Source organism: Streptomyces sp. NPDC029216 (assembly GCF_040648015.1).
GTDB lineage: Bacteria > Actinomycetota > Actinomycetes > Streptomycetales > Streptomycetaceae > Streptomyces.
Map to the genome: position 1 here is coordinate 17776 of NZ_JBEZWL010000071.1, position 19226 is coordinate 37001.

Consider the following 19226-nt stretch of genomic DNA (forward strand, 5'->3'; position numbering starts at 1 on the left):
TGAATTCGATGAATGTCTATGTTGACGCATATCGAAACAGGTGCCATGCTGATCACGCAAGTCATCGACAGACATCGAAACAGCCGGGAGCCGATCGTGAACGCGCCTGCCACCACCGACCTGCCCGTCGTCGTGATCGGGGCCGGGCCCGCGGGCCTGGCCGCCGCCGCCCACCTCGAAGACCGCAGCCTGGACTTCGTCGTCCTGGAGGCCGGCCCGCACGCGGGTGCCGCCACCCGCGACTGGGCGCACGTACGCCTGTTCTCGCGGTGGGGTGAGGTCGTCGACCCGGCCGCCGAGAAGCTCCTCGCCCCGACCGGCTGGGTAAAGCCGGATGCGGCCTCCTACCCGACGGGCGGGGACTGGGCCGAGCTCTACCTCCAGCCCCTCGCCGACGTCCTGGGCGACCGCGTCCGCTTCGGAGCCCGCGTCACCGGCGTCTCCCGCACCGGCCGCGACCGCATCGTCGACGCCGACCGCGACGCCCAGCCCTTCGTCGTCCACATCGAGCACGCCGACGGCCGCGAGGAGCGCGTCTTCGCCCGCGCCGTGATCGACGCCTCCGGTACCTGGTCCACCCCCAGCCCGGCAGGCGGCAGCGGCCTGCCCGCCCTCGGCGAGAAGGCCGCCGCCGACCGGATCGCCTATCGCGTCCCCGACCTCAAGGATCCGGCCGTCCGCTCCCGTTATGTGGGCAAGCGCACCGCCGTGATCGGCTCCGGCGCCTCCGCCTTCACCGCCCTCGCCTACCTCGCAGACCTCGCCAGGACCGAGGACGGCGCGGGCACCAAGGCGCTCTGGGTCCTGCGCCGCGGCATCTCCGGCGCCACGTTCGGCGGCGGCGAAGCCGACCAGCTCCCCGCCCGCGGCGCTCTCGGCCTCGCGGCCAAGGCCGCCGTCGACAACGGGTACGCCGACGCAGTCACCGGATTCCGCACCGAGGCCATCGAGCGCGACACCGACGGCCGCCTGATCCTCGTCGGGGAGGACGGCCGCCGCCTCGACGCCGTCGACGAGGTGATCGTGCTGACCGGCTTCCGCCCCGACCTCACCTTCCTCGACGAGCTCCGCCTCGGCCTCGACGAGCGCCTCCAGGCCCCCGTCGAGTTGGCGCCGCTGATCGACCCGAACCAGCACTCGTGCGGCACCGTCTACCCGCACGGCGTGAACGAGCTGACCCACCCGGAGAAGGACGTCTACCTGGTCGGCATGAAGTCCTACGGCCGCGCCCCGACCTTCCTCGCCATGACCGGCTACGAGCAGGTCCGCTCCATCGCCGCCCACCTCGCCGGCGACCAGGAAGCCGCCGAACGCGTCGAACTCGCCCTGCCCGAGACCGGTGTCTGCGGCGGCGCCGGCCTCTTCGACCAGCCCGAGACCACCGAACAGAACGGTGGCGGTTGCTGCGCGGCCCCGGCCACCCTCACCATCGGCGCGCCCGCCTCCTCCGGCGGCTGCTGACCCACATGCCCAACACCGAGGCCCGCGGGGCCGCGACCGGGAAGGGGGGTCCGGCCGCGGTCGGCCCCGCGCCGTCCTGCCGGTTTCGCCGTCAGACCCCGGCGGCGACGGCGGCCCCGAGCGCGAGGAGTACCAGCCCGGTGACCACGCGCAGCCCCCGCTGCACGGCCGGCCGGGTCATCAGGGCCCGGCCGCGGCTGACGCCCCAGGTGAACAGCAGGTACCAGCAGGCGTTCACGAACGCCCATACGGCGCCCAGCAGTGCGATCGAAGCGAAGGCCGGGCCGTGTGCGGTGACGAACTGCGGCAGCACCGAGACCGCGAAGACACCGGCCTTCGGGTTGCCCAGGTTCGTCGCGAGTCCCGTCCCGAAGGCGCCCCAGCTCCTCCGGCGCGGGCCGTCCGGTCCCGGCGGCGTCGGGCCGCCGCGCTGTGTGCGGAGCGTGTTGATCCCCAGGACGACGAGCACCAGGCCGCCGGCGATGCGTACGACGGTGTAGAACCCGGGGTTGGTCAGCAGCAGCGTGGACAGGCCCGCCGCCGCCGACAGGGACCAGACGAGCAGTCCCACCGCGTTGCCGACGATGGTGGCCCTCGCTGCGTTCAGCCCGCCCTCCAGGGTCTGCCTCATCATCATCGCCTGTCCGGCACCCGGCAGCATCGCCAGGAGCCAAGTGGTCAGGACGAAGAGGGGCAGTTGCGTGGGCATGACGTCAGCCTCCTTCGGTCGGTGAAGTCCGGTCTCGGAGGCTACGGGGCCGCGACTGCAGGGCCGTCGGAGTACGCCTCGTGCGGGCGGCAGCGGCTCGCGGTCTTGCGGGCACGAGCCATTTCACGACCGGGGGTCCATTCGCCCTGTAGGGGTCCTCCGACTTTCGGATAGGGCCTGTCCCGTGAATGCGCTCCCTTTCCGGCGAATCGCGGCGCCGACCAGCGGAATCCGCACCGCCGTGGAGACCATACAAGGATCAACGGGACGCGCAAGGCGGCAGCTTGGTCAATGCCAGAGGCAGTGAAAGTGCCTCTTTCAGTGCCCCCTCCGGCACTTCGGCCCCGGGTAGCTTGTGAAGCCCTGAGCGACTTTCCTCTGGTTAGGGAGTTTCCATGACCGGCGTATTGCAAGAGTCCGTTGAACGCAGTACCGCAGCGACGGCCGAGATTCTCGACTGCACGCTTCGGGACGGCAGTTATTCCGTGGACTTCAGATTCACGGAGGAGACCATCCGGGCCGTCCTGTCGGGCCTGGAGAATGCGGGACTGGGCCTGGTCGAACTGGGTCACGGCCTCGGCCTCAACGCCGGCGAGGCACTGTCCCGGCCCAGCCTCGTCAGCGACGAGCGGTGTTTTGCCGTCGCGGCCGAGACGCTGCGCCGGGCGGCCTGGGGGATGTTCTGCATTCCCGGGCTCGCCGAGCCGGAGCACCTCATCCGCGCCGCCGAGGCCGGAATGGGATTCGTGCGCATCGGCGTCGACATCACCGACGTGTCCCCGGCCGCACACTTCGTCGAGCTGGCCAAGGAACGGGGCCTGCGGACGTTCGTGAACCTGATGAAGACCAACGTCCTCGACGAGGAAGGGGTCGTGTCCGTGGTCCGGCGGTGCGCCGGCTTCGGGGCCGACGCCGTCTACCTGGTCGACTCCGTCGGCGGCTACCTGCCGCACGAGGTCGAGGAACTCTTCCGGCGGGTCGGCGCCGAGACGGCCGTTCCGCTCGGCTTCCACGGCCACGACAACCTCGGGCTCGCCAACGCCAACGCGCTGGCCGCCGCGACCGGAGGGGCACGCTACGTGGACGCCACCCTCGACGGCATCGGGCGCGGTGCGGGGAACACCGTGACCGAGGCCTTCGCCGCCATCCTGACGCGGCACCGGGCCGGCGCCGCCTACGACTACCGGGCCCTGGCCCAGCTGAGCGAGACCGTCGTGCGCCCCCTCCCGCGGCTGCACGACGACCGGACCTTCCAGGTGCTCGGCGGCCTGACGCAGACCCACTCCAGCTTCTTCCCGCTGATCACGCGCTGCGCCGAGGCGGCCGACGTCGACGTCTTCGAGCTGATGACCGCCGTCGCGGAGGTCGAGCGCGTCCGTCCGACGGAGCAGCTCGTCAAGGAGCTGGCCGTCTCCCTGCGGCCCTGAGGCCCCGGGCGGGCCGGCCGCCGCGGGGTGGCGCTCCGGGGCGGCCGACCGCCGGGCGTGCGCATGACATGCCTCACACGCACGGCCCGCACGCAGCCGTCACATGCGCAGGATTCACGCCACCGTGGCGGTAAACGCAAGGCTCTATACCGGGATCATGCGGCTATACGCGGCATTCCCTTCCGATCGAGACGGCGGCACGAGGCACGTGGCGGCCACCACAAGTGCCGATATGCCTCCAAGCGGAACTCAACGCTTGATCGCGTGAGGTTCCGTGCTTCAACCGACTCCAGTTAGGGTCGGGCCAGTCGGTACGCCGACTGATCCGCCGATATGTACTGATCCGGCTAACGGGGGCCAGGGGAATTCCCTACCGGGAGTGGCTGCCGGCCGCGTACGGAACCGTCACTCCCATCATTGCGGCGGCGTGCGCGTATTCACATCTGGAGTAATCGAAGATGATGAACTGGGCGAATGTCGAGGACTTCGGAGTCCAGCTCCAGCGGTATCGCAAGAGGGCTCAGCTGAGCCAGAAGACCTTGGCCGACCTTTCCACGGTCAGCGTGCGGGCGGTCCGCAACCTGGAGCTCGGGCGGGTGGCCGCGCCGCGCCGGGAGACCGTGCGGCTCCTAGCGGACGCACTGCTGCTGGCCACCCACGAGCGGCTGTCGTTCGAGCTCTCGGCGGGCGGCGAGGTCGACGAGGTGCTCCTCGAGGCCCTCAGCCTGCCGACCAGTCTCCTGGCCCGTCCCCTCATCGGACGCACCCGCGAACTCGCCTCACTCGTTGGGCAGTTGCAGGACGATCAGCAGCGCCTCACCGTCCTGTCCGGCTTCCCGGGCGTCGGCAAGACGCATCTGGCGGTCGCCGCGGCGGGATCCGTCGAGGCCACGACGTCCGTGCCGGTCCTCTGGGTCCAGCTGCAGGAGGAGTTCGACCGCGGACCGCTGCAGGCGGCGATCGCCGACCTGCTCGTCGGGGAGGGCGCGGGGGTCAGCAGGCTCGCCCGGCAGATCGGAGACCGCGCCTCGCTGCTCGTCCTCGACGGCAACGACGACGGACAGGTCCGCCGCGAGACCGTGTGGGCCCTCATCCGCGCGTGCCCCCGCCTGAGCGTCCTGGAGACCGGGCGCGTCCCCCACGACGTCTCGGACCACCACAGGTTCCTGGTGTCCCCCCTCCCCACCCGGCGGGCGGGGGCGGCGCAGGTCTCCGCCCCGCACGCGCCGGCCCTGGACTTCCTGCTGCGGCGCCTGGCCGACCTGCGGCCCGGTTTCCAGCCGGGCGAAGGCGATCTGCGCAAGCTCGCGGAGATCAGCGCCGGTCTGGACGGCCTGCCCAGCGCCCTCGAATCCGCCGCCTCCTGGGCCACCGTCATATCCGTCGACGAACTGCTGACCATGGCCCGGGAGGAGCCGGAAGCCCTCGCCAGCCACCCCGCGATGCGGACCGACCCGGTGGCGGCCGCACAGGGCGTACTCGCCCGGCAGACCCCCGTCATCCAGGACCTGGCCCTCCGGCTCGCCGGCCGGTCCGGAGGCTGGACCGTCGACCAGGTCGTCCGGCAGTCGGGCCTCCCGAGGGCCCAGGCGGCCCTCGCCCTCCAGTCACTGCTGCACGCCGGCCTGATCGTCGAGGTCCCCTCGAAGCCGGGCGGTCCCGTCCGCTTCACCCTCCTCCATCTGGTCCGGGCCGCGATGCGGAGTCGCTCTCCGCTCGCCCCCAGGCTCTCGCTCCGCGCGAGCTGAATTCCCTTCATCGTCTGTTCCTGGAAACGGAGTACGTACGCATGCGCCTTTGCACCATGACCCTGGACGGCCGGGAGGACGTCGGCATCGCGGTCGACGGCGGGATCGTCCAGCTCAGCGTCCTCGCCGAGCTGACCGGAACCGCGCTCGGCCCGACCCTGCTCGACGTCGTCGTCGGAGACCAGCTCGGGAGCATCCGGGAGGCACTGGCCGATCCGGAGGCCACGGCCAAGGCCGTCCGCTCCGCGGAGGTGGCCTTCGGGCCGATCTACCGCAACCCGCCCAAGCTGTGGGGCGTCGGACTGAACTTCCGGGGGCACGCCGCCGACCTCGACGTGGAGCAGCCCGTCGGCACCCCCGGCTCGTACCTGCGTCCGAGCAGCTGCGTCATCGGCAACGGCGACGAGATCGTCCTGCCCGCCCAGTCGGACCGCGTCACGGCGGAGGCCGAGCTCGGCGTGGTGATCGGCCGGACCTGCCGGGACGTCGCACCGGAGGACGCCCCCTCCGTCATCTTCGGCTACACGACCATCCTGGACATGACCGCCGAGGACGCGATCCGCGTCAACCCGCGCTACATCCCGTGGTCCAAGGCGTTCGACACGTTCTGCAGCCTCGGCCCGTGGGTCGTGACCCCGGACGAGGTCGGGGACCTCTCCTCGATCCGCATCACCACCGTGGTGAACGGCGAGACCATCGCCACCAACCAGGTCTCGGCCATGATGCGCGACCCCTACTGGCAGGTCGCCCACTTCTCCGGCGGCATGACCCTCGACGCGGGATCCGTCCTCTCCACGGGTACGCCCGGGGCCGGGGTCATCCAGGACGGCGACGTCGTCGAAGCCGTGGTCGAGGGGATCGGCACCCTCCGCAACACCGTGCGCCGGGCCGCGCGCTAGCAGCGCCGGGCGCACGCACCATCCGGGGGCCGGCCGGCCGCATCGGCCGGCCCTCCGCCCCACGGAGCGAAAGGCAGGGAGAGGAAGCGATGGAACTGGGAATCGCCGGCCGGACCGCGCTGGTGTGCGCGTCGACGTCCGGCCTCGGCCGTGCGGTCGCCGAGGCGCTCGCCCGCGAGGGCGCCCGCGTGGTCGTCAGCGGCCGCCGGGAGGAGCTGGCCCGCGGCATCGCGGCGGAGCTGCCCTCCGCCACCGGCGTCGGCGTCGACCTGCTCACGCCCACGGGACCGGCACGGCTCGTGGAACGGGCCACCGCCGCGTTCGGCCCGATCGACATCCTGGTCCTCAACGGTCCGGGACCGCGGCCCGCCACCGTCACGGAGATCCAGGACCACGAGCTCGGCGCGTCGGTCGACTCCCTCGTCACCACCCACCACCGGCTCCTCTCCCTCACACTGCCGGACATGCGGCGCCGGCGATGGGGACGGGTCCTCGCCATCGGGTCCAGCGCGGTGACCGCCCCCATCGGCGACCTGGCCCTCTCCGGCATCGGCCGCACCGCACTCGCCGCCTATCTGAAGATGCTGGCCACCGAGGTCGCCGCGGACGGGGTCACGGTCAACATGCTGCTTCCCGGACGCATCGCCACCGGCCGCGTCGAACAGCTCGACGCCGCCCGCGCGGCCGTCGCGGGCCACACCGTCGGAGCCGAGCGCGCCCGGTCCGCCGCCCGCATCCCGATGAACCGCTACGGCTCGCCGGAGGAGTTCGCCCAGAGCGCCGCGTTCCTGTGCAGCGAAGCGGCCGCCTACATCACCGGCACGGCACTGCGCTGCGACGGAGGCCAGTCCCCGGTGCTCTAGCCCGGCCGTTCGGCCCGTGTTCGCGCACCCGGCCACTCCGATAACATGTTCGGCCTCACAACGATCACGTCGAAACATGAACATCGGCTGAAAATTGATATCTGCGGTATCGCGAGTGTTTTCCCGAAAAGACGGCGGAATGGATGATCCCGCCGTGTGGCGGCGGCCCCGGGTGGTGCTGTGGGCTGCCGTCAGCCTGGTGGGCCTCGGATTCCTCGTCGCACTGGAGATCGCCTCGCGCCATTACGGCACGCCGGGTCCGATCACCGCCCAGGCGCGCGAGGTGATCTTCCCTCCGCGGTCGGGGACGGTGCTGTACGCCGCCATGACGCTGATGCTGGTGGCCCTCGGCTGGCGGCAGCGGTTCATCGCCGTCGGCGCCGCGATCGGCATCGACCTGGTCTTCTGGCTCGTGCGCTGGTCGGCCGGCGCACCGACGATGTTCGGCAACGGCGCCCTGATCGTGACCCTGGCCTGCGCCGTCGTCGCCGTCACGCGCCGCACCGGCCGGGAGCGGGCGCTGCTGCTGAAGGGCGTCGGGCTGGCCCTGCTGCTGGTGGCCGGCCGCAAGACCGGCTACACCTGGCTGGACATCACCGCGAAGACCCGCCCGATGGTGCTCGACCAGTACGTGGCGACCGCCGACCACGCGCTCGGCAACCCCTCCTGGGTGGCGGGCAGGATCGTCCAGGCCACCGGCGCGGTCGGCGCCCACGTCCTGGAGTGGGTCTACATCCAGCTCGCGGTGGGCGCGGTCCTCGTCGCCCTGTACCAGCTGCGCAACGTGGCGGCCGAACGGCGCTTCCCGGCCCACCACCTGGTGCGCACCTTCCTGGTGATCGGGCTGCTCGGCCCCGGCATCTACATGGTCTTCCCGGTGGTCGGCCCGATCCTCGCCTACGGCGCCGACGGAGGGCACTGGGCCCTGGCCGACCTCTGGCCGAACACGCCTCCGCCGCTCGGCACCCCGCAGGCGATGGTCTTCGACGATTTCACCCCCCGCAACTGCATGCCCAGCCTGCACACGGCCTGGGCCACCGCGATCTTCATCCATTCCCGGAAGGGTCCGCGGGCCCTGCGCTACCTCGGCGCCTTCTGGCTGGTCGCCACCCTCGGCGCGACCCTGGGATTCGGCTACCACTACGGCGCGGACATCCTCGCCGGCGTGGTGTTCACCGTCACGATCGAGGCGGCCCTGCGGGCGTTCGCCCGGGGCTGGGACCGCCGGGCGGGCCTCCTCGTCGGCTACGGCACCGCCGTCTTCGCCGGGCTGCTCGCCTCGTACCGCTTCCTGTCGCAGGAGCTGGCCGCGCTGCCGTGGCTGACCGGTCCGCTGCTGGTGCTGGCGGCGGCCTCGGTGGTCGCCGGCTACGTACGGTCCACCCGGCTGTGGGACCGCGAGGCTTCGCCGGTGCGCGTGCCGCAGCCGCGGCGCGAGGCGCAGCCCGAGCTGGTCTGAGCGGGGTCGTCCTCGGCGGGCTCCGGCGGCGGGTCCGTCAGCAGGCCCGTCCGCAGGGTCGTGAGGGTCCGGGTGAGCAGCCGGGACACGTGCATCTGCGAGATGCCGAGCCGTTCGCCGATCTGCGACTGGGTGAGCTCCTGGCCGAAGCGCAGGGAAAGGATCTCCCGGTCCCGTTCGGGCAGCTCCGCCAGCAGCGGCTTGAGGGACTCCAGACAGTCGATGCGTTCGTAGACCGGCTCCTCCTCGCCCAGGGGGCGCTGGGCCGAGCCGGAGTCGGCGTCCTCCTGTGCGGGTGCGTCGAGCGAGCGCGAGGCGTACACCTGGGCGGCCCGGCGGCCCTCGGCCAGCTCGGCCTCCGTCAGCCCGAGCCGGTCGGCCAGCTCGGCGTCGGTGGCGCTCCGGCCCAGGTCCTGCTCCAGCTCGTCGGAGGTCTTGGCCAGGTTCAGCCGGAGCTCCTGGAGCCGGCGGGGGACCTTCACAGCCCAGCTGGTGTCGCGGAAGAAACGTTTGATCTCTCCGGTGACCGTGGGCAGCGCGAAGGTGGTGAACTCCACCCCGCGGCCGACGTCGTACCGGTTGATGGCCTTGATCAGGCCGATCGTGCCGACCTGCACGATGTCCTCGAAGGGCTCGCTGCGGCCGCGGAAGCGCCGGGCGGCGTACTTGACCAGGCTGAGGTTCAGCTCGACGAGGGTGTTGCGGACGTACGCGTACTCGGGCGTGCCCTCCTCCAGGACGTCCAGCCGGCGGAACAGGTCCCGCGAGAGGGTCCGGGCGTCGGCGGTGCTGGCCTTGAGGGGCTCGGCCAACAGGTCCGCCACGGGCTCCCCCAGCGGGGTCGCCGGGGAGCCCTGTGGCGGGTGCGTCCCGTGGGCGGGGCGGGTGGGGGTCTTCTGCGTTCGGGTCATGGAACGGACCTCCGGTCCGTAGGGCTACGCCTGTTTCATACCCGTTCCTCGTGATACGACCCTTTTGACTGGTCCGGTGGCGTGTCAGGTGACCCGTACGACCACCAGGCTGGTGTCGTCGTCGGTGTCCCCGAGGACCACCTCCATCAGCCGGTCCGCGAGCTCCTCCGCCGGTCCGGACCGCTGCCGCTCGGCCGCCCGGCGCAGCGCTTCCAGGCTCTCGTCCAGCCCCACGTGCCGGCGCTCGACGAACCCGTCCGTGTACAGCAGCAGGGTGTCCCCGGAGCGCAGCTCGGTGGAGGCGTCCGCGTACGCGGCGTCGGGCAGCGCGCCGAGCAGGATGTTGGACGGGCCCCGCAGGAAGCGGCCCCGCCCGCCGCGCAGCAGCAGCACCGGGGGATGGCCGGCCCCGCACCAGGACAGCGAACGGTCGGCGGGGTCGAACAGGGCGCACACGGCCGTCGCCGTGGGCTGCCCGGGCGTGCGCAGGGCCACCTCGTTGAGCCACCCCATCAGCCGGCCCGGGGGGTGCCCCGTGAAGGCCAGACCGTGCAGCGCCCCGCGCAGGGCGATCATGGCGGTCGCCGACCCGATGCCGTGCCCGGCGATGTCCCCGACCGTGACCAGCACCCTTCCGTCGGGCAGCGACTGCACGTCGTACCAGTCGCCGCCCACCCGGTACTCCACCGCGGCCGGCCGGTAGCGGGCCGCCACCCGCAGTCCGGGCGGGGTCTCCAGCGGCGGGGCCTCCGGGACGATGGCGTGCTGGAGCCCCAGCACGAGGTGGTCGCGCAGCTCGGCCTCGGTCCGGGCGGCGGACAGCTGGTCGTACGTGGCCGTGAGCGCGACCTCCGTGTGGTGCTGCGCCGAGATGTCCTGGAACACGCCGACGATCCCGGTCAGCATGCTCCCCGTCAGCACCGGCTCCGCGGAGATGCGGACCCGGCGCACCCCGCCGCCGGGCCGTACCACCCGGACCAGGATCTGCCCGCCCTCCTGCCGGTCGGTGAGGGAGGACAGCAGGCCTTCCAGCAGGCCGGCGTCCTCCGGGTGCAGCCGGGCTCCCAGGGCCCGCAGCGGCACGGCCGGGTGCTCGGGGTGCAGCCCGAAGACCGGGTACGCCTGCGCGCTCCACAGGGTGCGGCCGGCGACGAGGTCCTCATCGAAGACGGCCAGCCGGTCCAGCCGCGCCAGCGCCCGGGTCACCGGCGGGCCGCGCCGGTCGTCGGTGCGCCACAGCACCGCGCAGCGCCCGCCCCCCAGCGGCAGCACCCGGACCTCGGCCATCCCGGGCGCGGCGGGGTCCGGGGCGTTGGGCGGCGCGGCCGGCAGGGCGGAGGCGTACTGCGGGGCGCCAGTGGCGTCCGCCCGTGCGAGGAGCCCGACCAGCTCCTCGTACACGGCGGGGAAGAGCTGTGCGAGGGGCCGACCGACGGGCGTGGGAACGGGGCTGAGGGTGCGCAGCGCGGCGGGGCTGAGGTAGTCCACGGTGTGGGCCCGGTCGAAGCCGGCGCGCGCCCGGTCCCCGGCCGGGACCTCCACGCTGACGAGCATCGCCGGCAGGGCGAGCTCGGCGAGGACGGCGGTGAGCCGGGGCACCGGCGCCGGACCGGCATCGATGTGGTCCAGCACCTGCCCGGCCGGACGGCACAGGGCCGCCACGGTGGTCCGTACCGTGTCCTCCAGGGGCGTGGGGCCGGACCAGACGACCAGGGCGAGCCCCGCGACCCGCCCGGCACGCGGGAGGGGGACCAGCCCCCGGGCGGCCTCGGGGCGCGGCCCCGGCAGCCGGCCTTCCGCCCCCGGTCCCTCGGGGAACCAGGCGGGCAGCCCCACCGTGAGCGCCCGGTGCAGCGGGCCGTCGGTCTCGGGCGGCACCCAGCGCCAGTGCGCGGCCTCCAGCGGGGTCGCCCCGGCCTGCCCCGCCAGTTCCAGGCAGTCGGTCTCCGTGCGCCGCCACAGGTAGACGGCTTCGGCGCCGAGCCGCCGCAGCCCGCCCTCCATCAGGGCCTCGGCCGCGGCCGAGGCCGTGTCCGAGGTCAGGACGGCCGTGGTTCCCCGGCGGATCCGCCGGGCCTCGGCCGCCGGCACGGACGCGGGAGCCGGAGCCGGGCCGCCGTCGTGACGGGCGTCCGGGCCGGCGGCCGCGTTGACGACGTCCGCCGCGAGGTCGGTGGCGCTCAGCCCGGTCGACACGGCCAGCCTGAGCAGGTGGTCGGCGGCCTCGGCGGGGGACAGGGCCAGCTGGGCCACGAGCACGCCGCAGGCGAGGTCCAGCAGACTGCGCCGGGCCCGGTCGGCGTGCAGGACCGCCACCTCGGCCGTGAGGTCCGCGACGGCCGAGGAGAGCCCGCTCTCGGACAGGGTCATGGGCCTCCTCAGCGGGGTGCCAGCCAGGTCCGCAGCGCCGTGAGCAGCCGGTCTGGGGTCACGGGTTTGACCACGTAGTCGGACGCCCCGGCGGCCAGCGCCTCCGCCCGGTCGCCCGGCATCGCCTTCGCGGTCACCACGACCACGGGCAGCTCCGCCAGCCGGGGCACGGCACGGATGGCGCGGGTGGTCGCGTAGCCGTCCAGGCCGGCCATCATCAGGTCCATCACGACGAGGTCGACCTCCGGATGCGCGGCCAGCAGCGCGATGCCGGCCTCGCCGTTGTCGGCGGTCAGCACCAGCATGCCCGCCGACTTCAGCACCTCGGCGAGGGCGTACACGTTGCGCGTGTCGTCGTCGACCAGGAGCACGGTCCGGTCCCGCAGCCCCTCGTCGTCCACCGGACCGGTGTCGAAGGCGCCGGGGACGGCGCCCTCCCGCTCCCCCTCGGCCGCGTCCAGGGTGGCGGCCCGCGCCTCCGGGCGGCCCTCGTGCTCCGGCAGGTAGAGGGTGAAGCAGCTGCCCTGGCCCACCGCGCTCTCGGCGGTGAGGACGCCGCCGAGCAGCTTGGAGACCTCGCGGCTGATGGACAGACCGAGCCCGGTGCCGCCGTACGCGCGGTCGGCGCCGCTGTCGCCCTGCTGGAAGGCGTCGAAGACGGATTCCAGCTGTTCGGCGGCGATGCCGATGCCGGTGTCGATGACCCGGAAGGCCAGTACGGTGCCCGCTCCGCGCAGCGGGTCGGGCACCTCCTCGGGGGCGGCGTGCTGGACGCGCAGGGAGACGCCTCCGGCCTTGGTGAACTTCAGCGCGTTCGACACCAGGTTGCGCAGCACCTGCCGCAGCCGTGCCTCGTCGGTGACCAGCCCCTCTCCCGCCGCCGGCGCCCCGCTGACGGTGAACTGCAGGCCCCGCTCCTCGGCGACGGGCCGGAAGGTGACGTCCACGTAGTCCAGGACGCGCTGGACGGACACCGGCTCCGGGTGCACGTCCATCCGCCCCGCCTCCACCTTCGACAGGTCGAGGATGTCGTTGATGAGCTGCAGCAGGTCGGAGCCGGCCGAGTGGATCACGGCCGCGTAGTCCGCCTGCTTCTCCGTCAGATTGCCCTCGGGGTTCTGGGCGAGCAGCTGGGCGAGGATCAGCAGGCTGTTGAGCGGGGTGCGCAGCTCGTGGCTCATGTTGGCCAGGAACTCCGACTTGTAGAGGGAGGCCCGGGCCAGCTCCTGCGCCCGCTCCTCCAACTCCTGGCGGGCCTGCTCGATCTGGTGGTTCTTCCGCTCGATGTCCCGGTTGCGGTCGGCCAGCAGGGCCGCCTTGTCCTGGAGTTCGGCGTTGCTGCGCTGGAGTTCCCGCTGACGGGCCTGGAGTTCACGGGACCGGGCGCTGAGCTCGGCCGTCAGCCGCTGGGAGCGCCCCAGCAGCTCGTCGGTACGGGCGTTGGCGGTCAGGGAGCTGACGTTGACCCCCAGGAGCTCGGTGAACTGCTCCAGGAAGTCCCGGTGCAGGGCCGCGAACGGGCGCAGGGACGCGAGTTCCAGGGCGCCGAGCACCTGCCCCTCGAAGACGATGGGCAGCACGATCAGGGTGGAGGGGTCGGCGGAGCCCGTGCCGGTGAGGACGGGCGCGTACCCGGGCGGCAGCTCGTCCACGACGACCACCCTGCGGTCGGCGGCCGCCTGGCCGACCAGGGACTGGCCCACGCGGAAGCGGCGCGGACCGGCCGCGGGGTCGTCGGGCAGCCCGTACGAGGCGATCGCGACGAGCTCGGGACCCCCGTGCTCCGGGCGGTCCTCGGGGCCTTCCTGGGCGAGGAAGAAGCAGCCGTACTGCGCGTGGACCAGCGGCGGCACCTCGCGCATGATCAGCTCGGCCACCGTGGTCAGGTCGCGCCTGCCCTGGATCCCGGTGGACAGACGCGCGAGCTGGGTCTTGAGCCAGTCCTTCTCCTCGTTGGCCCGGGTGGTGTCGCGCAGTGACTTCACCATGGAGTTGATGTTGTCCTTGAGGGCGCCGACCTCACCCGGTGCCTCGACGGCGACGGTACGGGTCAGGTCGCCGCGGGCCACGGCGCTGGTGACCTCGGCGATGGCCCGTACCTGGCGGGTGAGGTTGCCCGCGAGCTCGTTGACGTTCTCGGTGAGCCGGCGCCAGGTGCCCGAGACGTCCGCGACCTCGGCCTGGCCGCCGAGCCGGCCCTCCCGGCCGACCTCCCGGGCCACCCGGGTCACCTCGTCGGCGAACGAGCCCAGCTGGTCGACCATCGTGTTGATGGTCGTCTTCAGCTCCAGGATCTCCCCGCGGGCGTCCACGTCGATCTTGCGGGTCAGATCGCCCTCGGCGACGGCCGTGGTGACCTGCGCGATGTTGCGGACCTGGTTGGTCAGGTTGTCCGCCATCGAGTTCACGTTGTTGGTGAGGTCCCTCCAGGTGCCCGACACCCCGTGGACGGTGGCCTGGCCGCCCAGGTTTCCCTCGGTGCCGACCTCCCGGGCCACCCGGGTGACCTCCTCCGCGAACGAGGACAGCCGCTCGACCATCGTGTTGATGGTCTCCTTCAGCTCCAGGATCTCCCCGCGCGCGTCGACCCTGATCTTCTGCGTGAGGTCGCCCCGGGCCACGGCCGTGGCCACCTGGGAGATGTTGCGCACCTGGGAGGTCAGGTTGTCGGCCATGTTGTTGACGCTGTCGGTGAGCTCGCGCCAGACGCCCCCCACGGGCGGCACCCGGGCCTGACCGCCGAGCCGCCCCTGACCGCCGACCTCCTGGGCCACCCGGGTCACCTCGGTGGTCACCAGGGACAGCTGGGCGGCCATGTCGTTGTAGACGGCCGCGATCTTTCCGGGCAGGCCGCCGGCGTCCTCCGGAAGCCGGGTGTCCAGATTGCCGTCGCGGACCGCCGTCAGGCCCGCGAGCATCTGCTCCAGCGTTCTGTCTGTCTCGTCCATGGTGTTCAGTCCCGAAGAGGAGCCGTCGCCTCCACTGTGACACGGGAAGTCCCCACGGGCGCCCTGCTCGCACCGGGCCGTCCGTCCTACTCCGTACCGGTGACGCGGCGGCCGCCGCCCGGCGTGCCCCCCGCCCGCCCGGGGCCCCGCGCCGGGGAGGGAGGTAGACCTGGCTCGGCGACCGGCAGGACGGCACGACGGCCGGCACGGCAGAACGGCACGGCGACGGGACGGCGGGGAGGCGCGATGGCGGGTACGGCGACGGGCCCGACGGCCCTGGCCGCGACGGAACTGGCCGGGTGGTGGGCGGCCGCGCTCGTCCTCCAGGTGCTGTTCATCAGCACCCTGTCCTGGCCCGAACTCGCCGTCGCCGCGGGCGGCGCCCTCCTGGCGGCCGTGGCCGCGCGCGCCGTACGCCGCGCCGCTGCGGCCCGGACCGGCGGCCGCGCCCGGCTCCTCACCGCCCTGCTGCTCTTCCCCGGCGCCCTCCTCACGGACACCGCCCGGCTCGCCGCCGCCACCGCCCGCGTCCTGCGCGGCCACCGGGTCACCGGCCGGTTCCACACCGTGCGCCTGCGCCGCGGCAGCGGAACGGGCTGGGCCTGCGGGCTGCTCTCCGCCACCCCCGGGCTGTACGTCGTCGACCTCGACCCCTCCGGCCCCACCGTGCTCGCCCACACCCTGCCCGGCCGTCCCACCCCCCTGGAGACGGCCCTGACCACCGGCGGCCGCCGGTGAGCGCGGGCACCGGAGGGCAGTGGAACGTCTGGCTCGGCGCCGCCGCCGTCCTGCTGCTCCTCGGCCTGCCGCCCGGCCTGCTGGCCGGCTGCCGGGGCACCCCGCCGCAGCGGCTGGCCGGCCTGGCCCTGACCGGCACCACGGCCACCGTCGTACTCCTCCTGGCCGCACGGGGCTTCGGCCGCAGCGGCTACGAGGACCTCGGCCTCGTCCTGGCCGTGCTCGGCCCGGTGGGCGTCCTGGTCTTCGCCCGCGTCCTGGGCCGCCCGCAGGGCACCGAGCCGGCCAAGGGATCCCCGGCCCCCTCGGGGCCCGCCGCGCCCGGGGAAGGCGGGTGACCGTGGAACCCCGCACCGCCTGCGCCGTCGTGCTGCTCGCCGCCGGGACCGGCGTACTGCTGCTGTCCGGGGCCGCCCTGCTGGCACTGCCCCGGCCGTACGCGCACCTGCACGCCCTCGCGCCCGCCTCCTCCCTCGGGGCCCCGCTGTGCGTGCTCGCCCTCGCGGTGGCCGCCGGGCCCGGCCGCGAGGCGGGGAAACTACTGGTCGTGGCCGCGCTCATGGTGCTGGGCGGCACCCTCACCACCCTCGCCGTGGGCCGCTCCACCGCCGTGGACGAGGGCCGCCTGCCCCGGGAATCCCCGCCGTGACCCCCGTCGGGATCCTCGTCGACATCACCGTGCTGCTGGTCGCCGCCGTCGCCACGGCGGCCGTCCGCACCCGCGACCCGGTCCGCCAGGCCGTCGTGCTCGGCCAGCTCGGACTGCTGCTCGCCCTCCTCTTCACCTTCCTCCAGGCCCCCGACGTGGCCCTGTCCCAGCTGGCCGTGGGCACCGTCGTCACCCCGCTGCTGATCCTGCTGACCGTACGCAGGATCCGCCGGCAGCCCGGTCCGGGCGGCGAAGCGGGGCGAGGCGGCCGGGGCGGGAACCGGTGAGCCGCTCCGCGCGCAACCGGCTGTTCTGGTGCGCGGCCGTCGCCATCGCCCTCTGCTACGGCCTCTCCTGCGGACGGCTCCCGGCGTTCGGCGGACCCTTCCACCCCTACGCCGACCTGGCCGTCCCCACGGCCCTGGAGCGCCGCACCGCGAACGCCGTCGCCTCCGTCAACTTCGACCAGCGCGGATTCGACACCCTGGGCGAGGAGTTCATCCTCTTCACCGCCGTCCTCGGAGCCGTGCTCGTCCTGCGCCGGGCCCGCGACGAGCACGTCGTCAGCCCCCGCCCCGGCCGCGTCCTGTCCACCGTCCGGCTGGCCGGCACCCTCCTGCTGCCCGTCGCGCTGGTCACCGGCGTGTACGTCGTCGCCCACGGGCAGCTCACCCCCGGCGGAGGGTTCCAGGGCGGGGTGGTCCTCGCCACCGGACTGCACGTCGCGTACCTGGCGGCCGACTACCGGGTCCTGCGCGCGGTCCGGCCCCGGACCGTCCTCGACCTCGCCGACGCCACGGCCGCCGGCGCCTTCGCCGCCCTCGGCCTGGCCGGACTGGCCTGGGGCTCGGCCTACCTGGAGAACGTCCTGCCCTGGGGCACGCTGGGCCAGCTCACCTCCGGCGGCATCGTGCCCCTGCTCAACGCGGCCGTCGGCGTGGAGGTCGGCTCCGCCCTCGTCGTGCTCCTCGCCGCCTTCCTCGACCAGGCCCTGGAGATCGAGACCGGATGACGACCACCACCCCCCTGACCCCCCTGACGGCCCATCTGACGACCGCCGTGGCGGCCGGGCCGGCGACGACCGACCCGCTGCCCTACCTCGCCGCCGGCTGGATCTTCCTCGCCGGCCTCCACGGCCTGGTCACCAGCCGCCACGCCGTGCACGCCATCGGCTGTCTCAGCGTCCTCCAGTCGGGCACGTACGTCCTGCTGCTGGCCGTCGGCTACCGCAGCGGCGGCACCGCCCCCTACTTCACCGACATCCCGCCCGGAACCCCGGTCGCCGACCCCGTCGCCCACGCACTCACCCTCACCGACGTCGTGGTCGGAGCCTCCGTCAGCGCCCTGCTGCTCGCCCTCGTCCTGCAGACCGCCAAACGGCACGGCACCGCAGACCCCGACGCCCTGACCGGGCTCAAGGGCTGAGACCCCACTAGCCGCCGTGCCGCCCGCCACCGCCCTGCTGCCGCTCACCATCGCCTGGCCGCTGCTCGGAGCCGTCCTGCTCGCCGGCCCCGGCCGGTGGCTGCCCAGGATCGCCGCCGACGCCCTCGCCACCGCCTGGGCCACCGCCCAACTGGCCCTGCTCGCCGGGCTGTGGGCCGCCGCGGGGGAGGGCCGGATCATCAGCTGGGTCGCCGGCTGGACCCCCGTCGGCGGCCGCAGCGTGGGCATCGTCCTCGCCGCCGACCGCATCGGCGCCGGCCTGGCCCTCCTCGCCGCCGCCCTCGTCCTCGCCGCCCTCTGCTACGCCTGGCGCTACTTCGACGAACCGGAGACCGAACGGGGGCACGGCGGCTCCTTCCCGGCCCTGCTGCTCCTCTTCGAAGCGGGCATGTGCGGATTCGCCCTCACCGGCGACCTGTTCGACGCCTTCGTCTTCTTCGAGCTGATGGGCGTCGCCGCGTACGCCCTCACCGCCTACCGCGTCGAGGAGCCCCGGCCCCTCCAGGGCGCCCTCGCCTTCGCGCTGACCGGATCGGTCGCCGGGTACTGCGCCCTGCTCGGCATCGGACTGCTCTACGCCCGCACCGGCGAGCTCGCCCTCGCCCGGATCGGCGCGGCCCTCGACGGGCAGCCGACCGGACCGGCGGTCGCCGCGGCCTTCGCCCTGATCGCCACGGGCATGCTGGTCAAGGCCGCCGCCGTGCCCTTCCACTTCTGGCTGCCCGACGCGCACGCCGAAGCGCCCACCCCGGTGTGCATGCTGCTGTCCGGGGTGATGGTCGAACTCGGCCTCTACGGGCTGCTGCGCGTCTACTGGACGGTCTTCTCCGGCCCCGGCGGCATCCCCGCGGAGGCCTTCCGCACCACCTTCCTCGCCCTCGGCGCGCTGACCGCGCTGACCGGCGGGGTGCTCTGCTGGCAGCAGCGGCACCTCAAGCGGATGCTCGCCTACTCCACCGTCGGCCACATGGGGCTGTTCCTGTGCGCGGCCGCCCTGCTCACCCCGGCCGGCACCGCCGGGGCCGCCCTGTACGCCCTCGGCCACGCCGGCGCCAAAGCCGCCCTGTTCGCCCTGGTCGGCGTACTCCTCGACCGGTTCGGCTCCGTCGACGAACACGGGCTGTACGGCCGCGGCCGCGACCTCACGGCGGCCGGCGCCCTCACCCTGGCGGGAGCCCTGGCACTGGCGGGCCTGCCGCCCTTCGGCACCGGCCTGGGCAAGGCGGTCGCCGAACACGCCACGGCCCGGGAAGCCCCCTGGCTGCTGCCGGTGTTCCTGCTGGTCCCCGCCGTCACGGCCGGCGCGGTGCTCCGCGCCGCCCTGAGGGTGTTCGCCGGCGCCGGGACCACCCCCCGGCAGCGGCACGCGGGCCCCGAGACCACCGGCAGCGGGGAGGAGCCGGAGGTGCGCGACCCCAGCCGCCGGGTGCCCCCCGTGATGCTCGCCGTCCCCGCGCTGCTGCTCGCCGGCTCCCTGGCCGTCGGCCTGCTGCCCGCTCTCGCCCACCGGATCGCGCGGGCCGCCGCACGCTTCTGCGACCCGTCCGGCTACGCCGCCGCCGTGACCGGCCGGACCACCGCCGCGGCCGGCCCGCCCC

General features: G+C 73.7%; 17 protein-coding genes. 13 read left to right on the top strand and 4 right to left on the bottom strand.

The annotated features are described in order from the left end of the window. The first annotated feature begins 96 nt into the window (after positions 1 to 96). On the top strand, positions 97 to 1461 hold the full coding sequence (locus tag AB0F18_RS23975; RefSeq protein WP_362063905.1) for an NAD(P)-binding domain-containing protein: 1365 nt from the start codon (positions 97 to 99) through the stop codon (positions 1459 to 1461). 91 nt (positions 1462 to 1552) lie between these two features. Here AB0F18_RS23975 and AB0F18_RS23980 read toward each other — a convergent pair whose 3' ends face one another. Further along, complete coding sequence (locus AB0F18_RS23980; protein WP_362063907.1) at positions 1553 to 2170, bottom strand: LysE family translocator; 618 nt, start codon at positions 2168 to 2170, stop codon at positions 1553 to 1555. Positions 2171 to 2565: 395 nt separating this feature from the next. Here AB0F18_RS23980 and AB0F18_RS23985 point away from each other — a divergent pair, with 395 nt between their 5' ends. The 5 genes from AB0F18_RS23985 to AB0F18_RS24005 all read left to right on the top strand — a co-directional run bounded on the left by AB0F18_RS23985 (position 2566) and on the right by AB0F18_RS24005 (position 8566). Beyond that, positions 2566 to 3597, top strand: a complete 1032-nt coding sequence (locus AB0F18_RS23985; RefSeq protein ID WP_362063909.1) for a hypothetical protein — start codon at positions 2566 to 2568, stop codon at positions 3595 to 3597. A gap of 461 nt (positions 3598 to 4058) precedes the next feature. Next, entirely contained in the window at positions 4059 to 5345 is a 1287-nt protein-coding gene (locus tag AB0F18_RS23990) for a helix-turn-helix domain-containing protein (RefSeq protein ID WP_362063911.1), read from the top strand. 41 nt (positions 5346 to 5386) lie between these two features. Continuing rightward, positions 5387 to 6244, top strand: coding sequence for a fumarylacetoacetate hydrolase family protein (locus AB0F18_RS23995; protein WP_362063913.1), 858 nt, complete (start codon positions 5387 to 5389; stop codon positions 6242 to 6244). Between the two features lie 89 nt (positions 6245 to 6333). After that, complete coding sequence (locus tag AB0F18_RS24000) at positions 6334 to 7107, top strand: SDR family oxidoreductase (protein ID WP_362063915.1); 774 nt, start codon at positions 6334 to 6336, stop codon at positions 7105 to 7107. A gap of 139 nt (positions 7108 to 7246) precedes the next feature. Beyond that, positions 7247 to 8566 carry a phosphatase PAP2 family protein gene (locus tag AB0F18_RS24005; RefSeq protein WP_362063917.1) on the top strand — a complete coding sequence of 440 codons (1320 nt, stop codon included), beginning with the start codon at positions 7247 to 7249 and terminating at the stop codon, positions 8564 to 8566. Here AB0F18_RS24005 and AB0F18_RS24010 read toward each other — a convergent pair. From AB0F18_RS24010 to AB0F18_RS24020, 3 genes are all read right to left on the bottom strand, one after another. Further along, complete coding sequence (locus AB0F18_RS24010) at positions 8476 to 9477, bottom strand: SigB/SigF/SigG family RNA polymerase sigma factor (protein ID WP_362063919.1); 1002 nt, start codon at positions 9475 to 9477, stop codon at positions 8476 to 8478. The genes AB0F18_RS24005 and AB0F18_RS24010 overlap by 91 nt on opposite strands. Positions 9478 to 9561: 84 nt before the next feature. Beyond that, positions 9562 to 11847, bottom strand: a complete 2286-nt coding sequence (locus AB0F18_RS24015; protein ID WP_362063921.1) for a SpoIIE family protein phosphatase — start codon at positions 11845 to 11847, stop codon at positions 9562 to 9564. 8 nt (positions 11848 to 11855) lie between these two features. Further along, positions 11856 to 14795 (bottom strand): HAMP domain-containing protein, encoded by a 2940-nt coding sequence (locus tag AB0F18_RS24020; RefSeq protein WP_362063923.1) that lies wholly within the window; start codon positions 14793 to 14795, stop codon positions 11856 to 11858. Positions 14796 to 15041: 246 nt separating this feature from the next. Here AB0F18_RS24020 and AB0F18_RS24025 point away from each other — a divergent pair, with 246 nt between their 5' ends. The 7 genes from AB0F18_RS24025 to AB0F18_RS24055 all read left to right on the top strand — a co-directional run. Further along, a complete protein-coding gene (locus AB0F18_RS24025; protein WP_362063925.1) occupies positions 15042 to 15533 on the top strand; it encodes a hypothetical protein in 492 nt (163 codons plus the stop codon). Then, the gene (locus AB0F18_RS24030) at positions 15530 to 15871 is read left to right on the top strand and encodes an MrpF/PhaF family protein (protein ID WP_362063927.1); all 342 of its coding nucleotides are present in this window, start codon (positions 15530 to 15532) and stop codon (positions 15869 to 15871) included. The genes AB0F18_RS24025 and AB0F18_RS24030 overlap by 4 nt, the downstream gene beginning before the upstream one ends. Next, the gene (locus tag AB0F18_RS24035) at positions 15868 to 16182 is read left to right on the top strand and encodes a monovalent cation/H(+) antiporter subunit G (RefSeq protein WP_362063929.1); all 315 of its coding nucleotides are present in this window, start codon (positions 15868 to 15870) and stop codon (positions 16180 to 16182) included. The genes AB0F18_RS24030 and AB0F18_RS24035 overlap by 4 nt, the downstream gene beginning before the upstream one ends. Then, entirely contained in the window at positions 16179 to 16469 is a 291-nt protein-coding gene (locus tag AB0F18_RS24040; protein WP_362063931.1) for a DUF4040 domain-containing protein, read from the top strand. The genes AB0F18_RS24035 and AB0F18_RS24040 overlap by 4 nt, the downstream gene beginning before the upstream one ends. A 20-nt stretch (positions 16470 to 16489) precedes the next feature. Continuing rightward, positions 16490 to 17194, top strand: coding sequence for an MnhB domain-containing protein (locus AB0F18_RS24045; protein WP_362063941.1), 705 nt, complete (start codon positions 16490 to 16492; stop codon positions 17192 to 17194). Then, positions 17191 to 17607: an NADH-quinone oxidoreductase subunit K gene (locus AB0F18_RS24050; protein WP_362063933.1), complete on the top strand. Its 417-nt coding sequence runs from the start codon at positions 17191 to 17193 to the stop codon at positions 17605 to 17607. The genes AB0F18_RS24045 and AB0F18_RS24050 overlap by 4 nt, the downstream gene beginning before the upstream one ends. Before the next feature lie 16 nt (positions 17608 to 17623). Beyond that, on the top strand, positions 17624 to 19226 hold a 1603-nt coding region (locus AB0F18_RS24055), incomplete at its 3' end, for a proton-conducting transporter membrane subunit (RefSeq protein ID WP_362063935.1).

Bases quoted from the DNA above. Each gene is read 5' to 3' on its own strand.
- AB0F18_RS23980 (WP_362063907.1), bottom strand. From the start codon at position 2,170: ATGCCCACGCAACTGCCCCTCTTCGTCCTGACCACTTGGCTCCTGGCG.
- AB0F18_RS23985 (WP_362063909.1), top strand. From the start codon at position 2,566: ATGACCGGCGTATTGCAAGAGTCCGTTGAACGCAGTACCGCAGCGACG.
- AB0F18_RS23990 (WP_362063911.1), top strand. From the start codon at position 4,059: ATGAACTGGGCGAATGTCGAGGACTTCGGAGTCCAGCTCCAGCGGTAT.
- AB0F18_RS23995 (WP_362063913.1), top strand. From the start codon at position 5,387: ATGCGCCTTTGCACCATGACCCTGGACGGCCGGGAGGACGTCGGCATC.
- AB0F18_RS24000 (WP_362063915.1), top strand. From the start codon at position 6,334: ATGGAACTGGGAATCGCCGGCCGGACCGCGCTGGTGTGCGCGTCGACG.
- AB0F18_RS24005 (WP_362063917.1), top strand. From the start codon at position 7,247: ATGGATGATCCCGCCGTGTGGCGGCGGCCCCGGGTGGTGCTGTGGGCT.
- AB0F18_RS24010 (WP_362063919.1), bottom strand. From the start codon at position 9,477: ATGACCCGAACGCAGAAGACCCCCACCCGCCCCGCCCACGGGACGCAC.
- AB0F18_RS24015 (WP_362063921.1), bottom strand. From the start codon at position 11,847: ATGACCCTGTCCGAGAGCGGGCTCTCCTCGGCCGTCGCGGACCTCACG.
- AB0F18_RS24020 (WP_362063923.1), bottom strand. From the start codon at position 14,795: ATGGACGAGACAGACAGAACGCTGGAGCAGATGCTCGCGGGCCTGACG.
- AB0F18_RS24025 (WP_362063925.1), top strand. From the start codon at position 15,042: ATGGCGGGTACGGCGACGGGCCCGACGGCCCTGGCCGCGACGGAACTG.
- AB0F18_RS24050 (WP_362063933.1), top strand. From the start codon at position 17,191: ATGACGACCACCACCCCCCTGACCCCCCTGACGGCCCATCTGACGACC.